Source organism: Paenibacillus sp. AK002, from assembly GCF_053903045.1.
Genome location: NZ_CP096377.1, coordinates 1,985,355 through 2,001,527, shown reverse-complemented (window position 1 = coordinate 2,001,527; position 16,173 = coordinate 1,985,355). Strand labels below are relative to the sequence as shown.

Annotated in this window: 13 protein-coding genes and 1 other annotated feature; of the genes, 2 read left to right on the top strand and 11 right to left on the bottom strand. The window is 53.8% G+C overall.

The window, feature by feature from the left end; all coding sequences use genetic code 11:
* Window positions 1-45 precede the first annotated feature (45 nt).
* Window positions 46-318, top strand: coding sequence for a 30S ribosomal protein S20 (gene rpsT, locus M1D70_RS08565; RefSeq protein ID WP_009590780.1), 273 nt, complete (start codon window positions 46-48; stop codon window positions 316-318).
* Between the two features lie 242 nt (window positions 319-560).
* Here the strand turns inward: rpsT and holA are convergent, their stop codons facing one another.
* The 6 genes from holA to M1D70_RS08535 all read right to left on the bottom strand — a co-directional run bounded on the left by holA (window position 561) and on the right by M1D70_RS08535 (window position 7,934).
* Window positions 561-1,580 carry a DNA polymerase III subunit delta gene (holA, locus tag M1D70_RS08560; protein WP_456289640.1) on the bottom strand — a complete coding sequence of 340 codons (1,020 nt, stop codon included), beginning with the start codon at window positions 1,578-1,580 and terminating at the stop codon, window positions 561-563.
* A 287-nt stretch (window positions 1,581-1,867) separates the two neighbouring features.
* On the bottom strand, window positions 1,868-3,142 hold the full coding sequence (locus tag M1D70_RS08555) for a zf-HC2 domain-containing protein (protein WP_456289639.1): 1,275 nt from the start codon (window positions 3,140-3,142) through the stop codon (window positions 1,868-1,870).
* A complete protein-coding gene (locus tag M1D70_RS08550; protein WP_009590814.1) occupies window positions 3,139-3,687 on the bottom strand; it encodes an RNA polymerase sigma factor in 549 nt (182 codons plus the stop codon). Before M1D70_RS08550 ends, M1D70_RS08555 begins: the two co-directional genes overlap by 4 nt.
* A gap of 184 nt (window positions 3,688-3,871) precedes the next feature.
* Window positions 3,872-6,589 (bottom strand): ComEC/Rec2 family competence protein, encoded by a 2,718-nt coding sequence (locus M1D70_RS08545; protein ID WP_456289638.1) that lies wholly within the window; start codon window positions 6,587-6,589, stop codon window positions 3,872-3,874.
* Window positions 6,590-6,704: 115 nt separating this feature from the next.
* The gene (locus M1D70_RS08540; protein WP_009590851.1) at window positions 6,705-7,223 is read right to left on the bottom strand and encodes a deoxycytidylate deaminase; all 519 of its coding nucleotides are present in this window, start codon (window positions 7,221-7,223) and stop codon (window positions 6,705-6,707) included.
* 48 nt (window positions 7,224-7,271) lie between these two features.
* Entirely contained in the window at window positions 7,272-7,934 is a 663-nt protein-coding gene (locus M1D70_RS08535) for a ComEA family DNA-binding protein (protein ID WP_456289637.1), read from the bottom strand.
* 172 nt (window positions 7,935-8,106) lie between these two features.
* On the opposite strand from M1D70_RS08535, the gene comER reads away from it, so the two are divergent.
* Window positions 8,107-8,949 (top strand): late competence protein ComER, encoded by an 843-nt coding sequence (comER, locus tag M1D70_RS08530; RefSeq protein ID WP_009590853.1) that lies wholly within the window; start codon window positions 8,107-8,109, stop codon window positions 8,947-8,949.
* On the opposite strand, the gene leuS is transcribed toward comER, so the two are convergent.
* The 5 genes from leuS to M1D70_RS08505 all read right to left on the bottom strand — a co-directional run bounded on the left by leuS (window position 8,930) and on the right by M1D70_RS08505 (window position 15,887).
* On the bottom strand, window positions 8,930-11,371 hold the full coding sequence (leuS, locus tag M1D70_RS08525) for a leucine--tRNA ligase (protein ID WP_456289636.1): 2,442 nt from the start codon (window positions 11,369-11,371) through the stop codon (window positions 8,930-8,932). The genes comER and leuS overlap by 20 nt on opposite strands.
* 89 nt (window positions 11,372-11,460) lie before the next feature.
* Window positions 11,461-11,721 (bottom strand) — a binding site (T-box leader).
* 40 nt (window positions 11,722-11,761) lie between these two features.
* A complete protein-coding gene (locus tag M1D70_RS08520; RefSeq protein ID WP_009589236.1) occupies window positions 11,762-12,643 on the bottom strand; it encodes an AraC family transcriptional regulator in 882 nt (293 codons plus the stop codon).
* 85 nt (window positions 12,644-12,728) lie between these two features.
* Window positions 12,729-13,802, bottom strand: a complete 1,074-nt coding sequence (locus tag M1D70_RS08515; RefSeq protein WP_009589239.1) for a Gfo/Idh/MocA family protein — start codon at window positions 13,800-13,802, stop codon at window positions 12,729-12,731.
* A 23-nt stretch (window positions 13,803-13,825) separates the two neighbouring features.
* Window positions 13,826-14,995 carry a Gfo/Idh/MocA family protein gene (locus tag M1D70_RS08510; protein WP_456289635.1) on the bottom strand — a complete coding sequence of 390 codons (1,170 nt, stop codon included), beginning with the start codon at window positions 14,993-14,995 and terminating at the stop codon, window positions 13,826-13,828.
* Window positions 14,996-15,020: 25 nt separating this feature from the next.
* Window positions 15,021-15,887 carry a sugar phosphate isomerase/epimerase family protein gene (locus M1D70_RS08505; RefSeq protein WP_009589241.1) on the bottom strand — a complete coding sequence of 289 codons (867 nt, stop codon included), beginning with the start codon at window positions 15,885-15,887 and terminating at the stop codon, window positions 15,021-15,023.
* Between the last annotated feature and the right edge of the window lie 286 nt (window positions 15,888-16,173).

Here is a 16,173-nt window from a genome sequence, read left to right as displayed (position 1 = left end):
TGAATCATTTCGCTCTATTGAAATGCCTTACAGGAGGTGAATGTAATGCCAAACATCAAATCCGCGATTAAACGTGTAAAGACAAATGACAAACGCCACGCGCTTAACATTTCTCAAAAATCCGCGCTTCGCACAGCTGTTAAAACTGCTGACGTAGCGTTGAACGGTACAGAAATCGAAGCTGCTAAAGTAGCTTTCCAAGCTGCTTCCAAGAAGCTTGATAAAGCCGTAACGAAGGGCCTGATCCATAAGAACGCAGCTGCCCGCAAGAAATCCCGTCTGGCGAAAAGACTAAACGCTCTTACGTCCCAAGCGTAAGAAACGTTTGTTGAATACGACATGGAAAAAGCCCTGAACAGTTCAAGCTGCTCAGGGCTTTTTGTGATTAGAAAACGTTCATCGATGCACACTCTTCTGAGGATTGACCGCTTATAGCGGATGTTTTTTCTTGCGAGATCAAGATGGTTTACCTCTGCCGGTCATACTTTCTGATCTCCAGATGAAAAAGAGCGTACGGCCGCTCGCGCGTCCCCGTACGCTCTTGAGTTATTTCGGTTCGCTTACGCGCCAAGCCGCAGCAGAAACAACTCGATTCCGAGCACCTTATCCACGGCCCCGGTCTTCATCTGGTAATCCAGATTGGCGAGATGGTTCAATATGCCTTCAAGACGTGCCGTCTGAAACTTGCGGGCCTGCTCGCCAGCAATCTTCACCGCATAAGGATGCACCCCGATTTGGGAAGCAATCTGCTGCTGCGAGTAGCTCTGGGTGGATAACGTCTTCACCTGCAGAATGATTCGGAACTGTCTGGTAATCAGGGCCGCAATCTTGATGGGCTCCTCACGCTGCTTCAGCAGCTCATAATAGATCCCGAGCGCCTTGTCCAATCGGAGATTGGCGATATCCTCCACGAGCGCAAACACATTCTGTTCCGTGCTGCGCGCCACCAGCATATCCACGGTTGCAACATCAATGGCTCCGTCGGCTCCCGCATACAAACACAGCTTCTCGATTTCACCCGATAAAGACTGAAGACTGGTTCCCGCATTCCGAACAAGCGCTTCCGCCGCGCCTGCGCGCAACGTGCAGCCGCCTTTCTTCACCTGCTTGTCCACCCAGCGAAGAAGTTCATCCCCGCCCAAAGGCATGAAGGAGAGGGCAACCCCCGACTTCTTGACCGCCTTGACTACCTTCTTGCGCTCATCCAGCTTTTCCTGCCCCACCATAAAGACAATCACGCTATAATCTGCGGGATCGGTCAAATAATCCAGCAAAGCCTCTGGACGATGATCCACTTTCCCGTTATCTTTTGCAGCCGTAAAAAAAGCCGTATCCCGGACGAATATCAGTTTTTTCTGAACCATAAAAGGAACCGTCTCCGCTTCCTCTACCACGGTTTGTATCGGAACTTCCCCTAAATCCATGTGAACCAGCGCAAAATCCCGGTCTTCTTTCGGGATCAGCTGAGCTTCCAGAAATTCGGCGAACTCCTTCATCTGGAATTTCTCGCTGCCGTACAGCAAATAGACGGAAGACACATCTCCCTGCTTGACCGCCTTGGCCGCCGCTTTGGCATCCATCGGCGTCCCCCCTTTCTACTCTGTACACTATACCAAAAAACAGTGCCCGAATGCGATAGACGTCAAACATAAAAAACGAAATCGCCCACGCGAAAACAAAGAGACCTCGGCTGTAGGCAGCGGCAAGGTCCCTTCGTCCCAACACATCTATATAAACGCCGGCAAGCATGCTCTAGAAACACCTCGCCGCCGGTCATACGACTGTAGTTGGTATATTGCTCTCTCTAATATATTGTATTCATATCTCCCGGCATTGGTGCGCCGAATGTATTTATATCTGTATAATTCTATGGTTTAGGCTGCTTCTGCCCCGCAGACGCCGGCGGCTGAGCCTTCTCTATGGAGTAGACGGATTCAACCAGCTCTTTGTTCGTCTGTACCTTGTACTTGAACGTTAAGCCGTCCTCGGACCATTGACCGGATACCCAGCTTCCGCCAAGCGGAATCCTCTCGACCGTTTCGACCGCTTCAGCTGAAGTCTGGTCTCCCGACGGCAGGCGATAGATCACCAGATATTCGGCCTCCAGGGAGGCTCTGTACAGACCATCCGGGGACGGCCATTGCTCCGGCACCATCGCCAGCCCTTGGTACGATCCGGTGGAACGGTCGGAAGATTCCGCGCTTCCAGCGCCTGCATCGCCGGCAGGGTCGCTGATCGGCGGCACCATCTCGGTTTGGACGTCCATTGCTTCATGATTATTAGGCGAAGTCTGGATGCTCATGCTCTCCGAGTTCTGCCCAGGCTCGTCGGCCGGAGGGTTCGAAGGGCTTGCGTCATTTTTTTTGGGTACCTCATTGCTGCTTGTTGCAGGTTGGTCTGGCGCTTGAGGCTCCCCGTCATTGTTCTTCTTAACCGGAGCATCGGGGGCTGCTGCATCTTCCCTGGTGTCTTTAGGCCCATCCGATGGCTCTGTCTTCTCCTTCGATTCGTCGTTCGGGCCCGGATTCGGATCGGATTCCGACGATTCCGGCGGCGAACTCCGCAAACCTGCGGAAGGATCGCTCCCCTCGTTCGCCGTACTGCCAGTCTCCGCGCCGCCATCGGCGGCAAACGGCTGAACCATATCCTGAATCTCCGTCTCGGCCGAATCCTCATTCGCTCCCGCGCTGGTCGTGCTCGCCTCTTCGTACGGAATCTCCGCATCGGACAACATCTTCGGTTCATAATTAAAAATAGCGACGCCGAGAATAAGTACAGCGGCGGCAGCCCCGATCGCCGTTCTTCCGCCAACCGTGCTCCACCAGCTGCCCGCACGCCGCGGACGCCGAATGTCCGGCATCATTTCGGCAGGCTCCTGGCTTTTCACGGCCGGAGGTGCGATAAGGCTCTCGCGATCACGGTCGATGGCATCCAGTTTAGGCATGATAGCGTCTACCAGACTGACAGGCGGGGTAACGGCCGGAAGATCTTCAAGCTCTCTGTTTAATGACTTTAATATGTTAAAGGTCTCCGCACACTCGGGACACACGGCAATATGCTGATACATTTGGGCCGTCTCATCGGAAGTAAGGTCCCGGTCCAAATAGCGGTGCATGCGTTCCACCACCTCTTGGCAATTCATCCTGATACACCACCTTTCTGATGCTCTTGGAGCATATTCTGCAGCTGCTGCCTGGCCCTGAACAAATAGGATTTCACCGTATTGAGCGGGAGGTTCAGACAATCAGCGATTTCGTTGTAGGACAGGTCCTGCAAATACCTTAAGACAATGACCGTGCGATGATGATCCGGCAGTTGGTTAATGGCCTCCTGGATATCCTGGGCCAGATAGCCCGACATCACTTCCCTTTCCACGTCGAGATGATCCCGAAACACCATGTCATGCTCATCGATGGAAACCGTCGGCTTCGTTCTGCGGAATTTATCGATGCATATGTTGGTAACGATCCGCTGGACCCAAGTCTTGAACTGGGCTTTCTCCTCATAGGAGTTGATCTTCGTATATACACGTATCAGTGCTTCCTGGGCTGCATCCATGGCATCCTGTTCATTGTTTAAAATGTAATAAGCAGTTCGGTAAACATGTTGCTCAATTTCTCGCAATAGGGTGATTAGAGCGTCGCGATCGCCCGATTGAGCGGCTCTTATGAGTCCCTGCTCCACCACAGTGGATCCCCCTCTCCCTGCATACATACAGACGGATAGAATTAAAAAATGTTGCAGTATGTAACCTATTAATTTTTTCAGGAAACTTCATCTAACTATACCAAATATAAAGATTATAGTCATCCGCTGCATTTTCCTATAAAGATCATACTACGAAACCCGGTCCCAGGAACAGCGGGCGTCTTCATTGAATCTTCGTTCGCGTCTCAATATGCCCGTTCTTGATCCTCATCTGGATTTCGCCATGAAGATTGGTTTGATAGATGATGGACCGAAAACGTTCCAAGCGGCCGACCACGTCCGGATGAGGGTGGCCGTACATATTGTTGACGCCGGCAGAAATTACCGCAGCCTTCGGCTTCCATGCATTCAGCCATGGCGCGGATGTGGATGTCTTGCTTCCGTGATGGGCCACCTTCATGACGTCGATCCGATCTTCGGCAGCTGTAAGCCGTGAGGCAGCATCATCTTGGGATTGCCCCTCCAGGTGCTGCAGTATTTTCCGTTCGGCTGCTTGATCCGTATCCCCCGTAAATAAGACCCGGCTGCCGTTTATCTGAAGAACAAATACTAGTGAAGCATGATTTTGCTCCTTAATCAACGGTAATGGTTTGATGACTTCTCCACTTTCTGGGTAAAGAGGGGATAAAAATCGGATCTCCGTATGACCGTCAAGTCTCCATACGGAATCCGCTCCTGCCTGATATACGGGAATGCGCTGTTCAACCGCGGATAACATCAGCTTTCGGAAGGAGGCGGATTCGGTCAAGGTCCCATTAAACACGACGGATTTCACGGGGATTTCCTGCAATACAGCCAGGAGTCCCCCTATGTGGTCCTGATCCCCATGGGTCATGATGACGGCTTCAAGCTGGTGCACGCCCCGTTTTTTCAACAAAGGCACCACCACTTTCGCTCCTACCTCGTACGGAGCTTTCCTTTCCTTCCAGGCGTCCTTCTCCTTGCGAAAATTCACCGTCCCGCCACCGTCAATGAGCACATGCTTGCCCGAAGGCGTTGTTACCAATATCGAATCTCCCTGTCCCACATCCAGGAATTGCACCAGTCCAGCCCCTTGTGTAGACGGTGACTGATAGCCTCCGTACAGCAAAACAATTAAAACCCCGGACAGCAGGGCTATCGCAGCTCCCGGGGCATACCGTTCGATATCATCACTGACGCGAAGGAACCCTCTCCATCGCAATACACCGGCCAAACGGCCCACGATCGGCAGCGTGCCCACGCCGGACAAATTTGCTCTATCGCCCCATGGCGGGCGTCCGTCCAACGGCTCCGTATCATTCGAAGCGTTCTGCCCTCCCTCGGGATTCTTGAATCTTTTGTTCAGGATGGACAGCAATGCATACAGGACAACGAAATAACACAGGATCCAGGCTAACGACGGAGACGGCCACAATGTCATAAAAACCGAGGAACCATTCATCCATTCAACGATCCGGAACGTGATATGGTTTAACCATTCGGTCACGGCGGCCAGCCAGCCCGCCCCGCGCATCCATACCCACCCCATCAACAGAGACACCATGCCTAAAGGCAGGACGACCAGGCTAATGACCGGAACGAGGATCAGATTGGCGAAAACGGAGATAAGCGAGACCTGGTTGAAGTAATAGATGGTGAGCGGAAATGAAATCAGCTGCGCCACGACTGTTATGCCGACGGTTCCCCCCAGCCAGCGGGGCAAGAATGTCAGCAGCGGCATCAGCTTCGGCACGAATATCATCAAGCCCGCCGTCACGATGAAGGACAGCTGAAAGCTGACGTTCACGAGAAAATACGGATTCCACACCAGCATGGCAAGCGCGGCCACGCTGAGGATATGCAGCCCATCCTTCAAAAGCCGCCGCCGCGCAGCATACAAACCGATCATTCCCATGATGCCTGCGCGCACTATGGAAGGACTCGCCCCGGTCAGCAGGACATATACGGGAATCAGCCACATCACCACAGTCAGCGAGGCCTCCCTCGTCATTCGAAGGGTTGTGCATACGAATAGCAGGCAACCTACAACCACGGCCACATGCATGCCCGATATCGCAAGAATATGAGTCAATCCCAAACGCGAGAACTCCATGAATGTATCGGGATCCAGATCATCCTGATTGCCAATGACGAGTCCCTTCATATAACCCGCATGGATGCCGCCGTACAATTGATCCAGCTTGCTTCCAAGCTTGTCGCGAAGGGCATCATTCCATCTGAGAACATGGCTTAATTTCCAGCTGTCGGGCGGTTCGACCACCGCTTGGTCTGAGCCCTTCACTTTGACGATCCAATGAATCTTCTGAGTACGCAAATACTGAAGGTAATCAAATCCGCCAAAATTGCGGGCCACTCCAGGCTTTTGCATTTCCCCGCTCAGCTGTATGCGGTCCCCGCGCTGCCATTGGTTTACAATCTCCAGCTCCGTTTTATCCAGCAGTTTTACTTGGACCATAATGATATCGTTTGTATTCAGCATCATGCTGCCATTCGGATCGGCTTGTTTTTGCACCGCCGGGTGCTTGTTTTTGACCAGATCAGCCCGCTGTAAGGTTACCTGGAAATCAGCCCGGTCGCCATCCACCTCGACAGGAGAAGAAATCACCCCGAACGCAGTAACAGGCATGGGTTCAGTCGACTCTTCCGCTGCAAGGACCGACTCGAAATCACTTACATTCGCCGCATCATGCCATTCCCAGTACGAGCCCGATACGCACAATGAGAATAGCATGCAGATCGTAAAAAGGCGCCCTGCGCCCACCCACTGGCATACAGCTAATAATAGAAGAATTAGTCCGACCCCAATCACGGCGAGCTTCCATCCGTCATACAGGCATGCAGCACCGCTGCCGATCACCCATAACACGGTAAACACAAGTAATGGCCTTCGTTTCATCATCGAATGTATCCCCTTCTTGACGAAATAAAAAAAGAACCCTTGCCTGCAAATCGCAGTCAAAGGTTCTTCCTCCATAACTTCCTATTCCTATCATTCACAATCGTCAATGCATGATTTATTCCGCTACCGTCATCAAGGTTTCGCGCGGCGGCTCGTATGCTTCAAGCTGCCGGAACGAAATCCCCTTCTGTTCCATCATGCGGGACACCTTGCCGGAGTCCTTGGGATAAGGACGATGGAACACAACCTCGACAATGCCGCTGTTGGCAAGCATGTTCGCACAGGTCCAGCAAGGCTCGTCTGTCACGTACACCGTACTGCCCTCCCTGTCGATCCGGTCCGTGAACAGCAGCAGATTCTGCTCGGCATGAATCGTGCGGATGCAGCGCTGCTTCTTCACCATGCTTTCCTTGCCGTCCTGCACGACCAATTCATAATCCTCCGCGATCATACAACCTGCTTCCGAGCAATCCGGCACCCCCATCGGCGCGCCGTTATAAGCCGTCCCGAGCAGCTTCTTGCCCTGCACCAGCACCGCTCCCACATGACGCCGAGGGCATTGAGAACGGGTAGATACCATAAAGGCAATATCCATGAAATAAGTATCCCAATCTTTACGTTGATCTGCACTCATCTTCTGTCACCTGTTCCTTGTCAATATCTCCTTTATTGTAGCACATAGCTAAAGTCCTACGTAAGGCTTCATCTTCTCCAGCATTTTGGGCCCGATGCCCTTTACGTTCATCAAGTCGGCCTGAGTTCGAAACGGGCCGAACTGATTCCGGTAATCGATAATAGCCTTGGCCTTGGCCTCGCCAATGCCGGGCAGCTCCATCAGCGTGGCTGCATCCGCCGTATTCACATTGATCAATCCGGACGGATCCGGAATGGACGGCGGCAGCGCTGGAGATTCATTGGCAGAGACCGGTTCCCCGACAGGCTCCGTAGGGGATGAAGCCGGAGAAACGACTGCCTGTGCAGAAGCTGAAGATGGGTAGGGTTCCGCTGCTTGGCCGTTCCCGGCCGCAGCAGCCGGGTCCAGACTTGCCATCGGTTCCTTCGCGTTCGTAGCGGGCTCGCCTTGTCCACCCTGAGCGGTCTTTGCAGCATCAGAAAAATCCGTTCGAGTGTCGGCAGGGGCTGCAGCCCCTCCCGCATCCTTATCCCGGGAATCGGAAGCAAGCGCCTTCGGACCGGCGCTCTCCTCCATGGTCATGACTTGCTCCAGCTGTTCGTTTAACGGCTGCCAGCCCTCGATTCCCTGTTCCGTGCCGCCGGCAAACAAGATGAGTCCGCAGCCCGCAAGCGTTGCGGCAAGGCTCCAACCTAAAGATATCCGTTTCATCAAAAGACCTCTCCTTAACTTCAAAGTTCAATTCGTACAAACTCTGGAATAATCTTCGGCTTCCCCCCCGAAATCGCATGAAAAACCGTCATGAATCGGCATCTTCCCCGCATACATTAAACGTAAGGACGGTACATTTCTGCCGTAAAGCGCGAAAGGAGGGAACTTACACATGAAGGTCGGTTTTATCGGTACGGGCAGCATGGGTAGTCTGTTGATCGATGCCTTCATTCAATCGGGCGCACTCCTGCCTGAGCAGATTCGGGTCAGCAACCGAAGCCCTGAAAAGCCGCTGCAGCTGGCAAAACGTCATCCCGGTCTGACGGTATGCAGCTCTAACACGGAGACGGCTTCTCAAAGCGACCTGCTGTTTTTATGTATCAAGCCGCTGGAATTCAAAACGGTCATCGGCGAAATCAAGGATCGGCTCGAAACCCGGCAAATCGCCATATCCATCACGAGTCCGGTCCAACTGATCCATCTGGAATCATCGCTGCCTTGCAAGGTAGCGAAAATCATACCGAGCATCACTAACATCACCGGAGGCGGAGCATCGTTATGCATGTATGGTTCCCGAATAAAAGAAGAAGACAGGCAGCTTATAGAAAGCCTCCTGTCTTATATCAGCAGGCCGCTCAAGATACTGGAATCGCACACGCGAATCACTTCCGATTTCTCCAGCTGCGGGCCTGCTTTTTTAAGTTTATTCATGGAAAAATGGATCGACGCTGCCGTTGAAATGACCGGAATCGACCGCAGGTCCCTCAATGCACTAGCCGGCGAAATGCTGCTTGGCACCGGCAAGCTGCTAACGGAGGAGGGCTTCTCCCCCGAAGAGCTGCAAAAGCGGGTGGCGGTTCCCGGAGGCATCACGGCCCAGGCTCTGGCACTGCTGGAATCGAACCTGAACGGGTTGTTCTACCAATTGATCCAAACCACACACGACAAGTATGAGGAGGATTTGGCCAAACTGGATGCTGCCTTCGGTTTTACGATTAACCGGCCACGATATTGACCAGTTTACCCGGCACGGCAATGATTTTGCGAATACTCTTGCCTTCCAGCGCCTGCTTGACATTTGGAAGGGAGAGGCTATGTTGTTGCATGGCTTCTTGGTCCATGTCTTTCGCGATTTTGGCGCGTTCCACGATTTTGCCGTTGACTTGCACCACGATCTCGACTTCTGCCTCTACGGTCCAAGCCTCGTCAAACTCAGGCCAAGGCACGTAGGTTACGCTCTCCGTGTAGCCTAAACGGCTCCACAGCTCTTCAGCCAGGTGAGGGGCAAGCGGGGAAAGCAGTTGGACGAAGTTCTCCATCGCCTTGCGAGGAAGCACTTCCGTTTTGTACCCCTCGTTGATGAATATCATCAACTGGCTGATCGCTGTGTTAAAGCGCAGATGCTCAAAGTCGTCGGTCACTTTCTTAATCGTTTTGTGCAGCGTGCGTTTGAATTCGTCCGTACCCTCGCCATCCACGATTTTAGGATTCAATTGACCGTCGTCTCCGATGAACAGGCGCCATACGCGGGAAAGGAAACGGTGCGTTCCTTCAACGCCGTTGGTGTTCCATGGCTTCGTCGCTTCCAGCGGCCCCATGAACATCTCGTATACGCGCAGCGTGTCAGCGCCATACTCGTTCACGATATCGTCCGGATTGATGACGTTGCCGCGGGATTTACTCATTTTCTCATTGTTGTTCCCCAGGATCATGCCCTGATTGACCAGCTTCTGGAAAGGCTCCTTCGTATCGACGACGCCCAGGTCATACAATACTTTGTGCCAGAAGCGCGCATACAGCAAGTGAAGCACAGCATGCTCCACGCCGCCGATGTACAGGTCAACCGGCAGCCATTCCTTCTGCTTCTCCTTGGAGCACAGTTCATCATGGTTATCCGGATCGATGTAACGCAGGTAGTACCAGCAGCTGCCGGCCCATTGCGGCATCGTATTGGTTTCGCGGCGGGCTTTCATACCCGTTTCGGGATCAACCGTTTCGACCCACTCCGTCACGTTGGCCAGCGGCGATTCGCCGGTGCCGGACGGTTTAATCTGATCCACATCTGGCAGAAGCAATGGAAGCTGATCTTCCGGCACGGTTTTCATCGTTCCGTCTTCCAGATGCAGAATCGGAATCGGCTCGCCCCAATAGCGTTGACGGCTGAACAGCCAGTCGCGCAGACGGTAGGTCACCTTCTTCTTGCCCTTGCCCTCTTTCTCCAGCCATTCATTCATCGCCAGAATAGCCTCTTCATTATCCAGCCCGTTCAGGAAGCCGGAATTTACGTGCGCGCCGCTGCCGGTATATGCTTCCTCCTCGACGTTTCCGCCTTGAACGACTTCAATGATCGGAAGACCGAATTGCTTCGCAAACTCCCAGTCCCGGCTGTCATGTCCCGGAACCGCCATAATGGCCCCCGTGCCGTAGCCGGCAAGCACGTAATCCGCGATCCAGATCGGCACCTTGGCGCCGTTGACCGGGTTGATGGCATACGCACCCGTGAATACGCCGGTTTTATCCTTGGCCAGATCCGTCCGCTCCAGGTCGCTTTTACGTGCTGCCTGATCCTGATAAGCCTTCACCGCATCGCGCTGATCGGCTGTCGCAATTTTGTCCACGAGGTCATGCTCCGGTGCCAGGACGCAGTAGCTTGCCCCGAACAGCGTATCCGGACGAGTGGTGAACACCTCCAGATGACCATCATACCCTTCGATGTCAAAACGGACCTCGGCGCCCGTGGATTTGCCGATCCAGTTGCGCTGCATATCCTTCAGGCTTTCGCTCCAGTCCAGCTCGTCCAGATCCTCCAGCAGGCGATCCGCATATTCGGTAATGCGCAGGATCCATTGGCGCATCGGCTTGCGTACGACCGGATGGCCTCCGCGTTCGCTCTTGCCGTCGATGACCTCTTCGTTCGCCAGCACGGTGCCGAGCGCTTCGCACCAGTTTACCGGAACCTCGGCCACATAGGCCAAGCCGCGTTTATAGAGCTGGATAAAGATCCACTGCGTCCATTTGTAATATTCCGGATCGGTGGTGCTGATCTCGCGGTCCCAGTCATACGAGAACCCGAGGGATTTGATCTGGCGGCGGAACGTATCGATATTCTGCACGGTGAACTCACGAGGATGTTTGCCCGTGTCCATCGCATACTGCTCTGCCGGCAGGCCGAAGGCGTCCCATCCCATCGGATGAAGAACGTTGTATCCGCGCATCCGCTTGTAGCGGGACACGATGTCCGTTGCCGTGTATCCCTCCGGGTGTCCTACGTGCAGGCCTGCGCCCGATGGGTACGGAAACATATCCAGCGCGTAAAATTTCGGTTTGGACGAGGCATCTTCCGTTTTAAAGGTTTTGTTCTCATCCCAGTATTGCTGCCACTTCGGTTCGATGGCCTGCGGCTGGTAGCCGTGGCCGGTTGGTTGATTGTCCGTCATACTTCATTGCTCCTCCTTCACAGTCGAGAGGCAAGGCCTGCGCCATTGCCCAAAAAAACAAAAAAACCTCATCATCCATAGCGTTGATCGCTAGGGACGAGAGGTTTGATTCCCGTGGTACCACCCTAGTTAGCCAAAGGCATGCTTTGCCTTTCGCTCCCTTTGCATCCTTATCGCGGATAAGACGACGATGCTTCATCGGCCGATGCTGCCGGAATACAGCCCTCCGACGGCCGGGTTAACACCATTGCTCCGAGGCGAGTTCATCCCTATCGTCAACCGGTTTTCACCAGACACCGGCTCTCTGCATGATCGAAATTGGAACGATTGATCCTCATCATCGCGTTCATATTACCGTTTTAATGTGGCTATTATACCCAAAAAGCGCGGTCAAGTCAACGAAAGCTCTTCTCCGCTTCTGCGGTAATATTCCGGCGTCGTCCCGACCATGGCCTTGAACATCCGGCTGAAATGGGCCAAATGCTTGAAACCGGACGCCTGGCTGATCTCCGTTATGCTCAGATGGGGGTGGAGCCTAAGCATGATTTTTGCCTGGTTGATCCGCCGGTGATACACATATTTGAACACCGTCGTTCCGGTCACTTCCTTGAATAAGGAGGATAAGTAGTGCTTCGTGATATGCATGTCGCGGGCGATTCCCTCCAGCGTCAGATCCAGCATATAATTTTCCTCGACAAACGAGACGACATGCTGGACATGCCGCTCCTTCTCCGAGATCGCGTCGTGATCCTGCACGGCGGCCTGACACCAATCGGCGATGACGTACATCATCTCCTGGATTCGAAGGGTCATCCGCTCCTGGCGAAACCTGGCCGTGGAGGACGACAGGCGGTGTATGTCGGCCAGCATCCCTTCGAATTCTTCCCGGTTCTCCCCCGTCAGCGTCATGCGGTGATTCCGCAGCGTTTCGAAGGGGTCCAGCAATATCGATTTGGCCGTCTCCGAAAGCCCCTTGCAGATCCAGGCCGGATCAAAATGCAGAATGCTCCTGACATATCTGGAATCGGGTTCAACATTCGGACAGTGCAGCGTAAGCCCGTTCATCAGGAGCAGATCCCCCGGTTTCAGGGTAAACACGGAATCGCCTATCAAATACGTGCAGCGTCCCTCATGGAAATAATAGATTTCATAAAAAGCATGCGAGTGAAACTGCCCTCCCGACAGCGGCTGTTCATTGTAATAGGTCAGATCGAACGGCGCTTGAAGCTGCATGCGGTCAAAGCCTGGCATCATATCGACAGATGAGGTCATTTTAGAGAATCGCCCCTTTAGCGATTTTGGAGTTGTCTAACCCCCAACCCTCAACGTAACGGGGTTTTCTCTATTATAAATGATTTTACGGAATGCGCACGGCTTCATTTTGGGCAATCACGCACAATTCTCCGGCCTTGAAGGCATGCTCCTGGGACATGGCATGTTCCGTGCGTTCCAGGCAGTCCAGAATAAGCTCCCCGAAAAACGGATAGCCCACTTTCCCCTGAAGTTCCATATGAAACTCTCCTTCGCCGTTAACCAAGTACAGATGATCCCCCTGCGGATGCCTTGCGATATCGATGTATTTGCGAAGCTCGATGTATCCTTCCGTTCCCAGAATAAAGGTTCTGCCATCGCCCCAAGTGCCAAGTCCTCCGGGCGTCAGCCAATCGACGCGGAAATAATTGGTGGCTCCATTGTCTCCCACCAGCGTTGCATCTCCAAAATCCTCCAGCTCGGGGTATTCCGGATTCGCATAATTGCCCACCTTGCTGCTGATCACCTTGGCATCGCGGCATCCCGCATAAAACAAAAATTGTTCGATCTGGTGGGAGCCGATGTCACACAGGATGCCCCCGTACTGTTGATGACGGAAAAACCAGTCCGGGCGGGAGGACGCATTCAAACGGTGCGGTCCTGTTCCCATCACTTGAACCACTCGCCCGATCGCCCCGTCCTGAATCAGCTTCCCGGCATGGACGGCACTCTCCACATGCAGCCGTTCACTGTAATAGACCATGTATTTCTTGCCCGTCTCCGCGGCTTTCGCGCGTGCAGCGTTCACCTGCTCCAGCGTGGTGAACGGCGTTTTATCCGTGAAATAATCCTTGCCGTGCGACATGACCTTCAGGCCGAGCTCGCACCTCTCCGAAGGAATGGCGGCAGCCGCCACCAGATGAACTTCGGCATCTTCCAGCACCTGGGCCTCGGAGGAAGCCGCGGCTGCCCCCGGGTATGCCTTGCAAAAAGCCGCAACCTTGGCGGGGTCTGGGTCATACACCCACTTCAGCGTCGCCCCGGCCTCAATCAAGCCGTTGCACATGCCGTATATATGGCCATGCTCCAGCGACATGGCTGCAAAAATAAATTCTCCGGGCTTGCACACCGGCTGGGCCTTGCCCACCGGCGCATAGAGCATTCCATTGCTGCGGTCCATACCAAGAGCCTCCCGATTGTAATTTAATAAGCGCCAAACGTCTTGCTCATATCCACCGGCCCGATCTCCTTGACCGTTTTCCTGGTGGACGAATTCGCTATCCGTTCTTGCAGCATCTCGTAATACAGATCTTCATCCAAAGGCAGGTCTACCCAATTGTCGGTCCAAGTGGACAGGTGCATGGCATTGGATAGGGTCAATCCGTGGATTCCCTCTTCGCCCGGCGCAATCAATGGCGTTCCGTGCAAAATGGCGTCCGCAAAGTTCTGGATGATGCCATTATGCTGAGGATTGTCTCCCGAGATCGGCACCTCGCATTTCCAGCATTCCGGTTCGCCGAAGCCCCCGGTATACTGCTGATTGAACTCCGGTTCAGGCACCCGAAGACGCCAGAAGGTAAGCTTGCCGTCCTCGATGACGATTTTACCGCGGTCTCCCGTCACTTCATACCGGTTCGTGCCCGGCGCTTCCCCCGTTGTCGTTATGAAGACGGCCGTGGCGCCGTTCTCGTATTCGGCATAAGCCGTCACGTCGTCTTCCACTTCAATGTTCCGGTACTTGCCGAAGGAACAAAATGCGCGGATTCGCTTCGGCATCATGCCGGTCGTCCACTGCCACAGATCCAGCTGGTGCGGAGATTGGTTAATCAGGACGCCTCCGCCTTCTCCCGCCCAGGTAGCGCGCCATCCGCCCGAATCGTAATAACTCTGTGAGCGGTACCAATTCGTGACGATCCAATTCATCCGCCGGACTTCGCCGAGCTCGCCGGCCTCAATGAGCTCTCTAAGCTTTTTATACAGCGGATTGCAGCGCTGATTGTACATGATCGAGAACACTTTGCCGCTGGCTTCGGCCGCGCGGTTCATTTCCCGCACCTGCTTCGTATACACGCCCGCCGGCTTCTCAATCAGGACGTGGAGTCCTTGATTCAGGCACGCGATCGCCACTTGAGGATGGGCATAATGGGGCGTTGCAATAATCACCGCATCGATCTCTCCCGAAGAGATCATAGCATCCGCGTCACTCCAAATTTTCACGTCCGATGGGAGCGTAGCCCGCGCTTCTTCCTGCTTGGCCGCGTTGAGGTCGCATATGGCGCTAAGCCGCGCCCCCGAAATCCGCCCCGCTGCAAGCGATCTGGCATGCGAAAAACCCATCCCCAGTCCGATAACCCCTACTCTTACCTGTTCCATATCTATCGCCTCCTTCATAAGTGTCCTATACGCTTTGTTTATGGTCTGCCCACATTTTCATCTGCTCGGCAAAACGAAGCAGCATCTCCCTGGATTCAAACGTCCCGCTAAAATCCTCGATTCCGTAGTAACCTTCGTAGCCGACCGATTGCAAGTCCTGTATGACCTGCTTCCATGGGACGGCCCCTTGGTCAAGCGAGACCCATTCTCCGGACCAGGATGCCGAGCTTCCATCCTCGGAAGGCGTTTTTCGATAACCCCCGTTTTTCACATGGACATGAGCCACGTAGGGACCGAGAAGCTCCAAGCCCATCCGGTAGTTCTCGTAACCTTCATGGACCATGTTGCCCGGATCATATAGCACGCCGATATGCTGCGGATTGAAGTGGGATACGAGCCGGTGCGTCAGTCCGGCGCTCGGAGTGATCGTAAGATGATGGGTTTCCACCACGGCTTTAACCCCGTAAGCGGCAGCAAGATCCTGCACCTCATGAAGGTAACGGACCGCCTGGTCGTACAGCTCGTTGTAATTGCGCGTTCGGTTATATCCCGGAATCCCCACACGAATGAAAGAGGCTCCGATCAGCTTGGCCGCTTGCATGACCTTCTCCGTCGCTTCCACGTCGCCGCAGGTCAGATAAGGAACGACCGCAAGACTGCGCCGGCCATGCTTGTCGGCTGCTTGCTTAAACCTGAGCCAATCTTCCTGCGTGCCGTTCGGATCGATGGAGCAGCGGTTATGCCCCCAGAAGGAAGGCTTCTCTTCGGCAGCCTCTGCCGGAATTTCCTTGAAGCGCCACTCGATCCCTTCGATACCGGCATCCGCCGCCGCTTGGGCCAATTCCTCCGGCAGTAAATCAGGGGTGGCGACCGTAAATACGGACAGTTTCATGATCATTCATCCTCTCTCGACCAAATTTATTAGCTTATGCATCATTTGACCAACGTTGAACTCATATGATGTCATTCAGTGCGTTCCGGCAGGTCAAAAGCCTCCCGAAAGATAGCGCTCTCATATCTGCTCATCCTATCTATCCCCCATCGTAGCACAGTCCCGAAAGCAAACCCATATCCCTTCCCATGAACCTTAACCACAGTCAAATAAAGCCGAAAAGAAATGTCTTTGAATATAATGAGTCGCCCATTGACGCAAGAACTGAGTCTATCGACGTGTTTCT

What these genes read in the sequence shown, in the direction of transcription:
- rpsT (WP_009590780.1), top strand. Translation starts at nt 46, where the DNA reads ATGCCAAACATCAAATCCGCGATTAAACGTGTAAAGACAAATGACAAA.
- M1D70_RS08510 (WP_456289635.1), bottom strand. Translation starts at nt 14,995, where the DNA reads ATGGAACAGGTAAGAGTAGGGGTTATCGGACTGGGGATGGGTTTTTCG.
- M1D70_RS08515 (WP_009589239.1), bottom strand. Translation starts at nt 13,802, where the DNA reads ATGGACCGCAGCAATGGAATGCTCTATGCGCCGGTGGGCAAGGCCCAG.
- M1D70_RS08535 (WP_456289637.1), bottom strand. Translation starts at nt 7,934, where the DNA reads ATGAAACGGATATCTTTAGGTTGGAGCCTTGCCGCAACGCTTGCGGGC.
- comER (WP_009590853.1), top strand. Translation starts at nt 8,107, where the DNA reads ATGAAGGTCGGTTTTATCGGTACGGGCAGCATGGGTAGTCTGTTGATC.
- M1D70_RS08505 (WP_009589241.1), bottom strand. Translation starts at nt 15,887, where the DNA reads ATGAAACTGTCCGTATTTACGGTCGCCACCCCTGATTTACTGCCGGAG.
- holA (WP_456289640.1), bottom strand. Translation starts at nt 1,580, where the DNA reads ATGGATGCCAAAGCGGCGGCCAAGGCGGTCAAGCAGGGAGATGTGTCT.
- leuS (WP_456289636.1), bottom strand. Translation starts at nt 11,371, where the DNA reads ATGACGGACAATCAACCAACCGGCCACGGCTACCAGCCGCAGGCCATC.
- M1D70_RS08545 (WP_456289638.1), bottom strand. Translation starts at nt 6,589, where the DNA reads ATGATGAAACGAAGGCCATTACTTGTGTTTACCGTGTTATGGGTGATC.
- M1D70_RS08555 (WP_456289639.1), bottom strand. Translation starts at nt 3,142, where the DNA reads ATGAATTGCCAAGAGGTGGTGGAACGCATGCACCGCTATTTGGACCGG.
- M1D70_RS08520 (WP_009589236.1), bottom strand. Translation starts at nt 12,643, where the DNA reads ATGACCTCATCTGTCGATATGATGCCAGGCTTTGACCGCATGCAGCTT.
- M1D70_RS08540 (WP_009590851.1), bottom strand. Translation starts at nt 7,223, where the DNA reads ATGAGTGCAGATCAACGTAAAGATTGGGATACTTATTTCATGGATATT.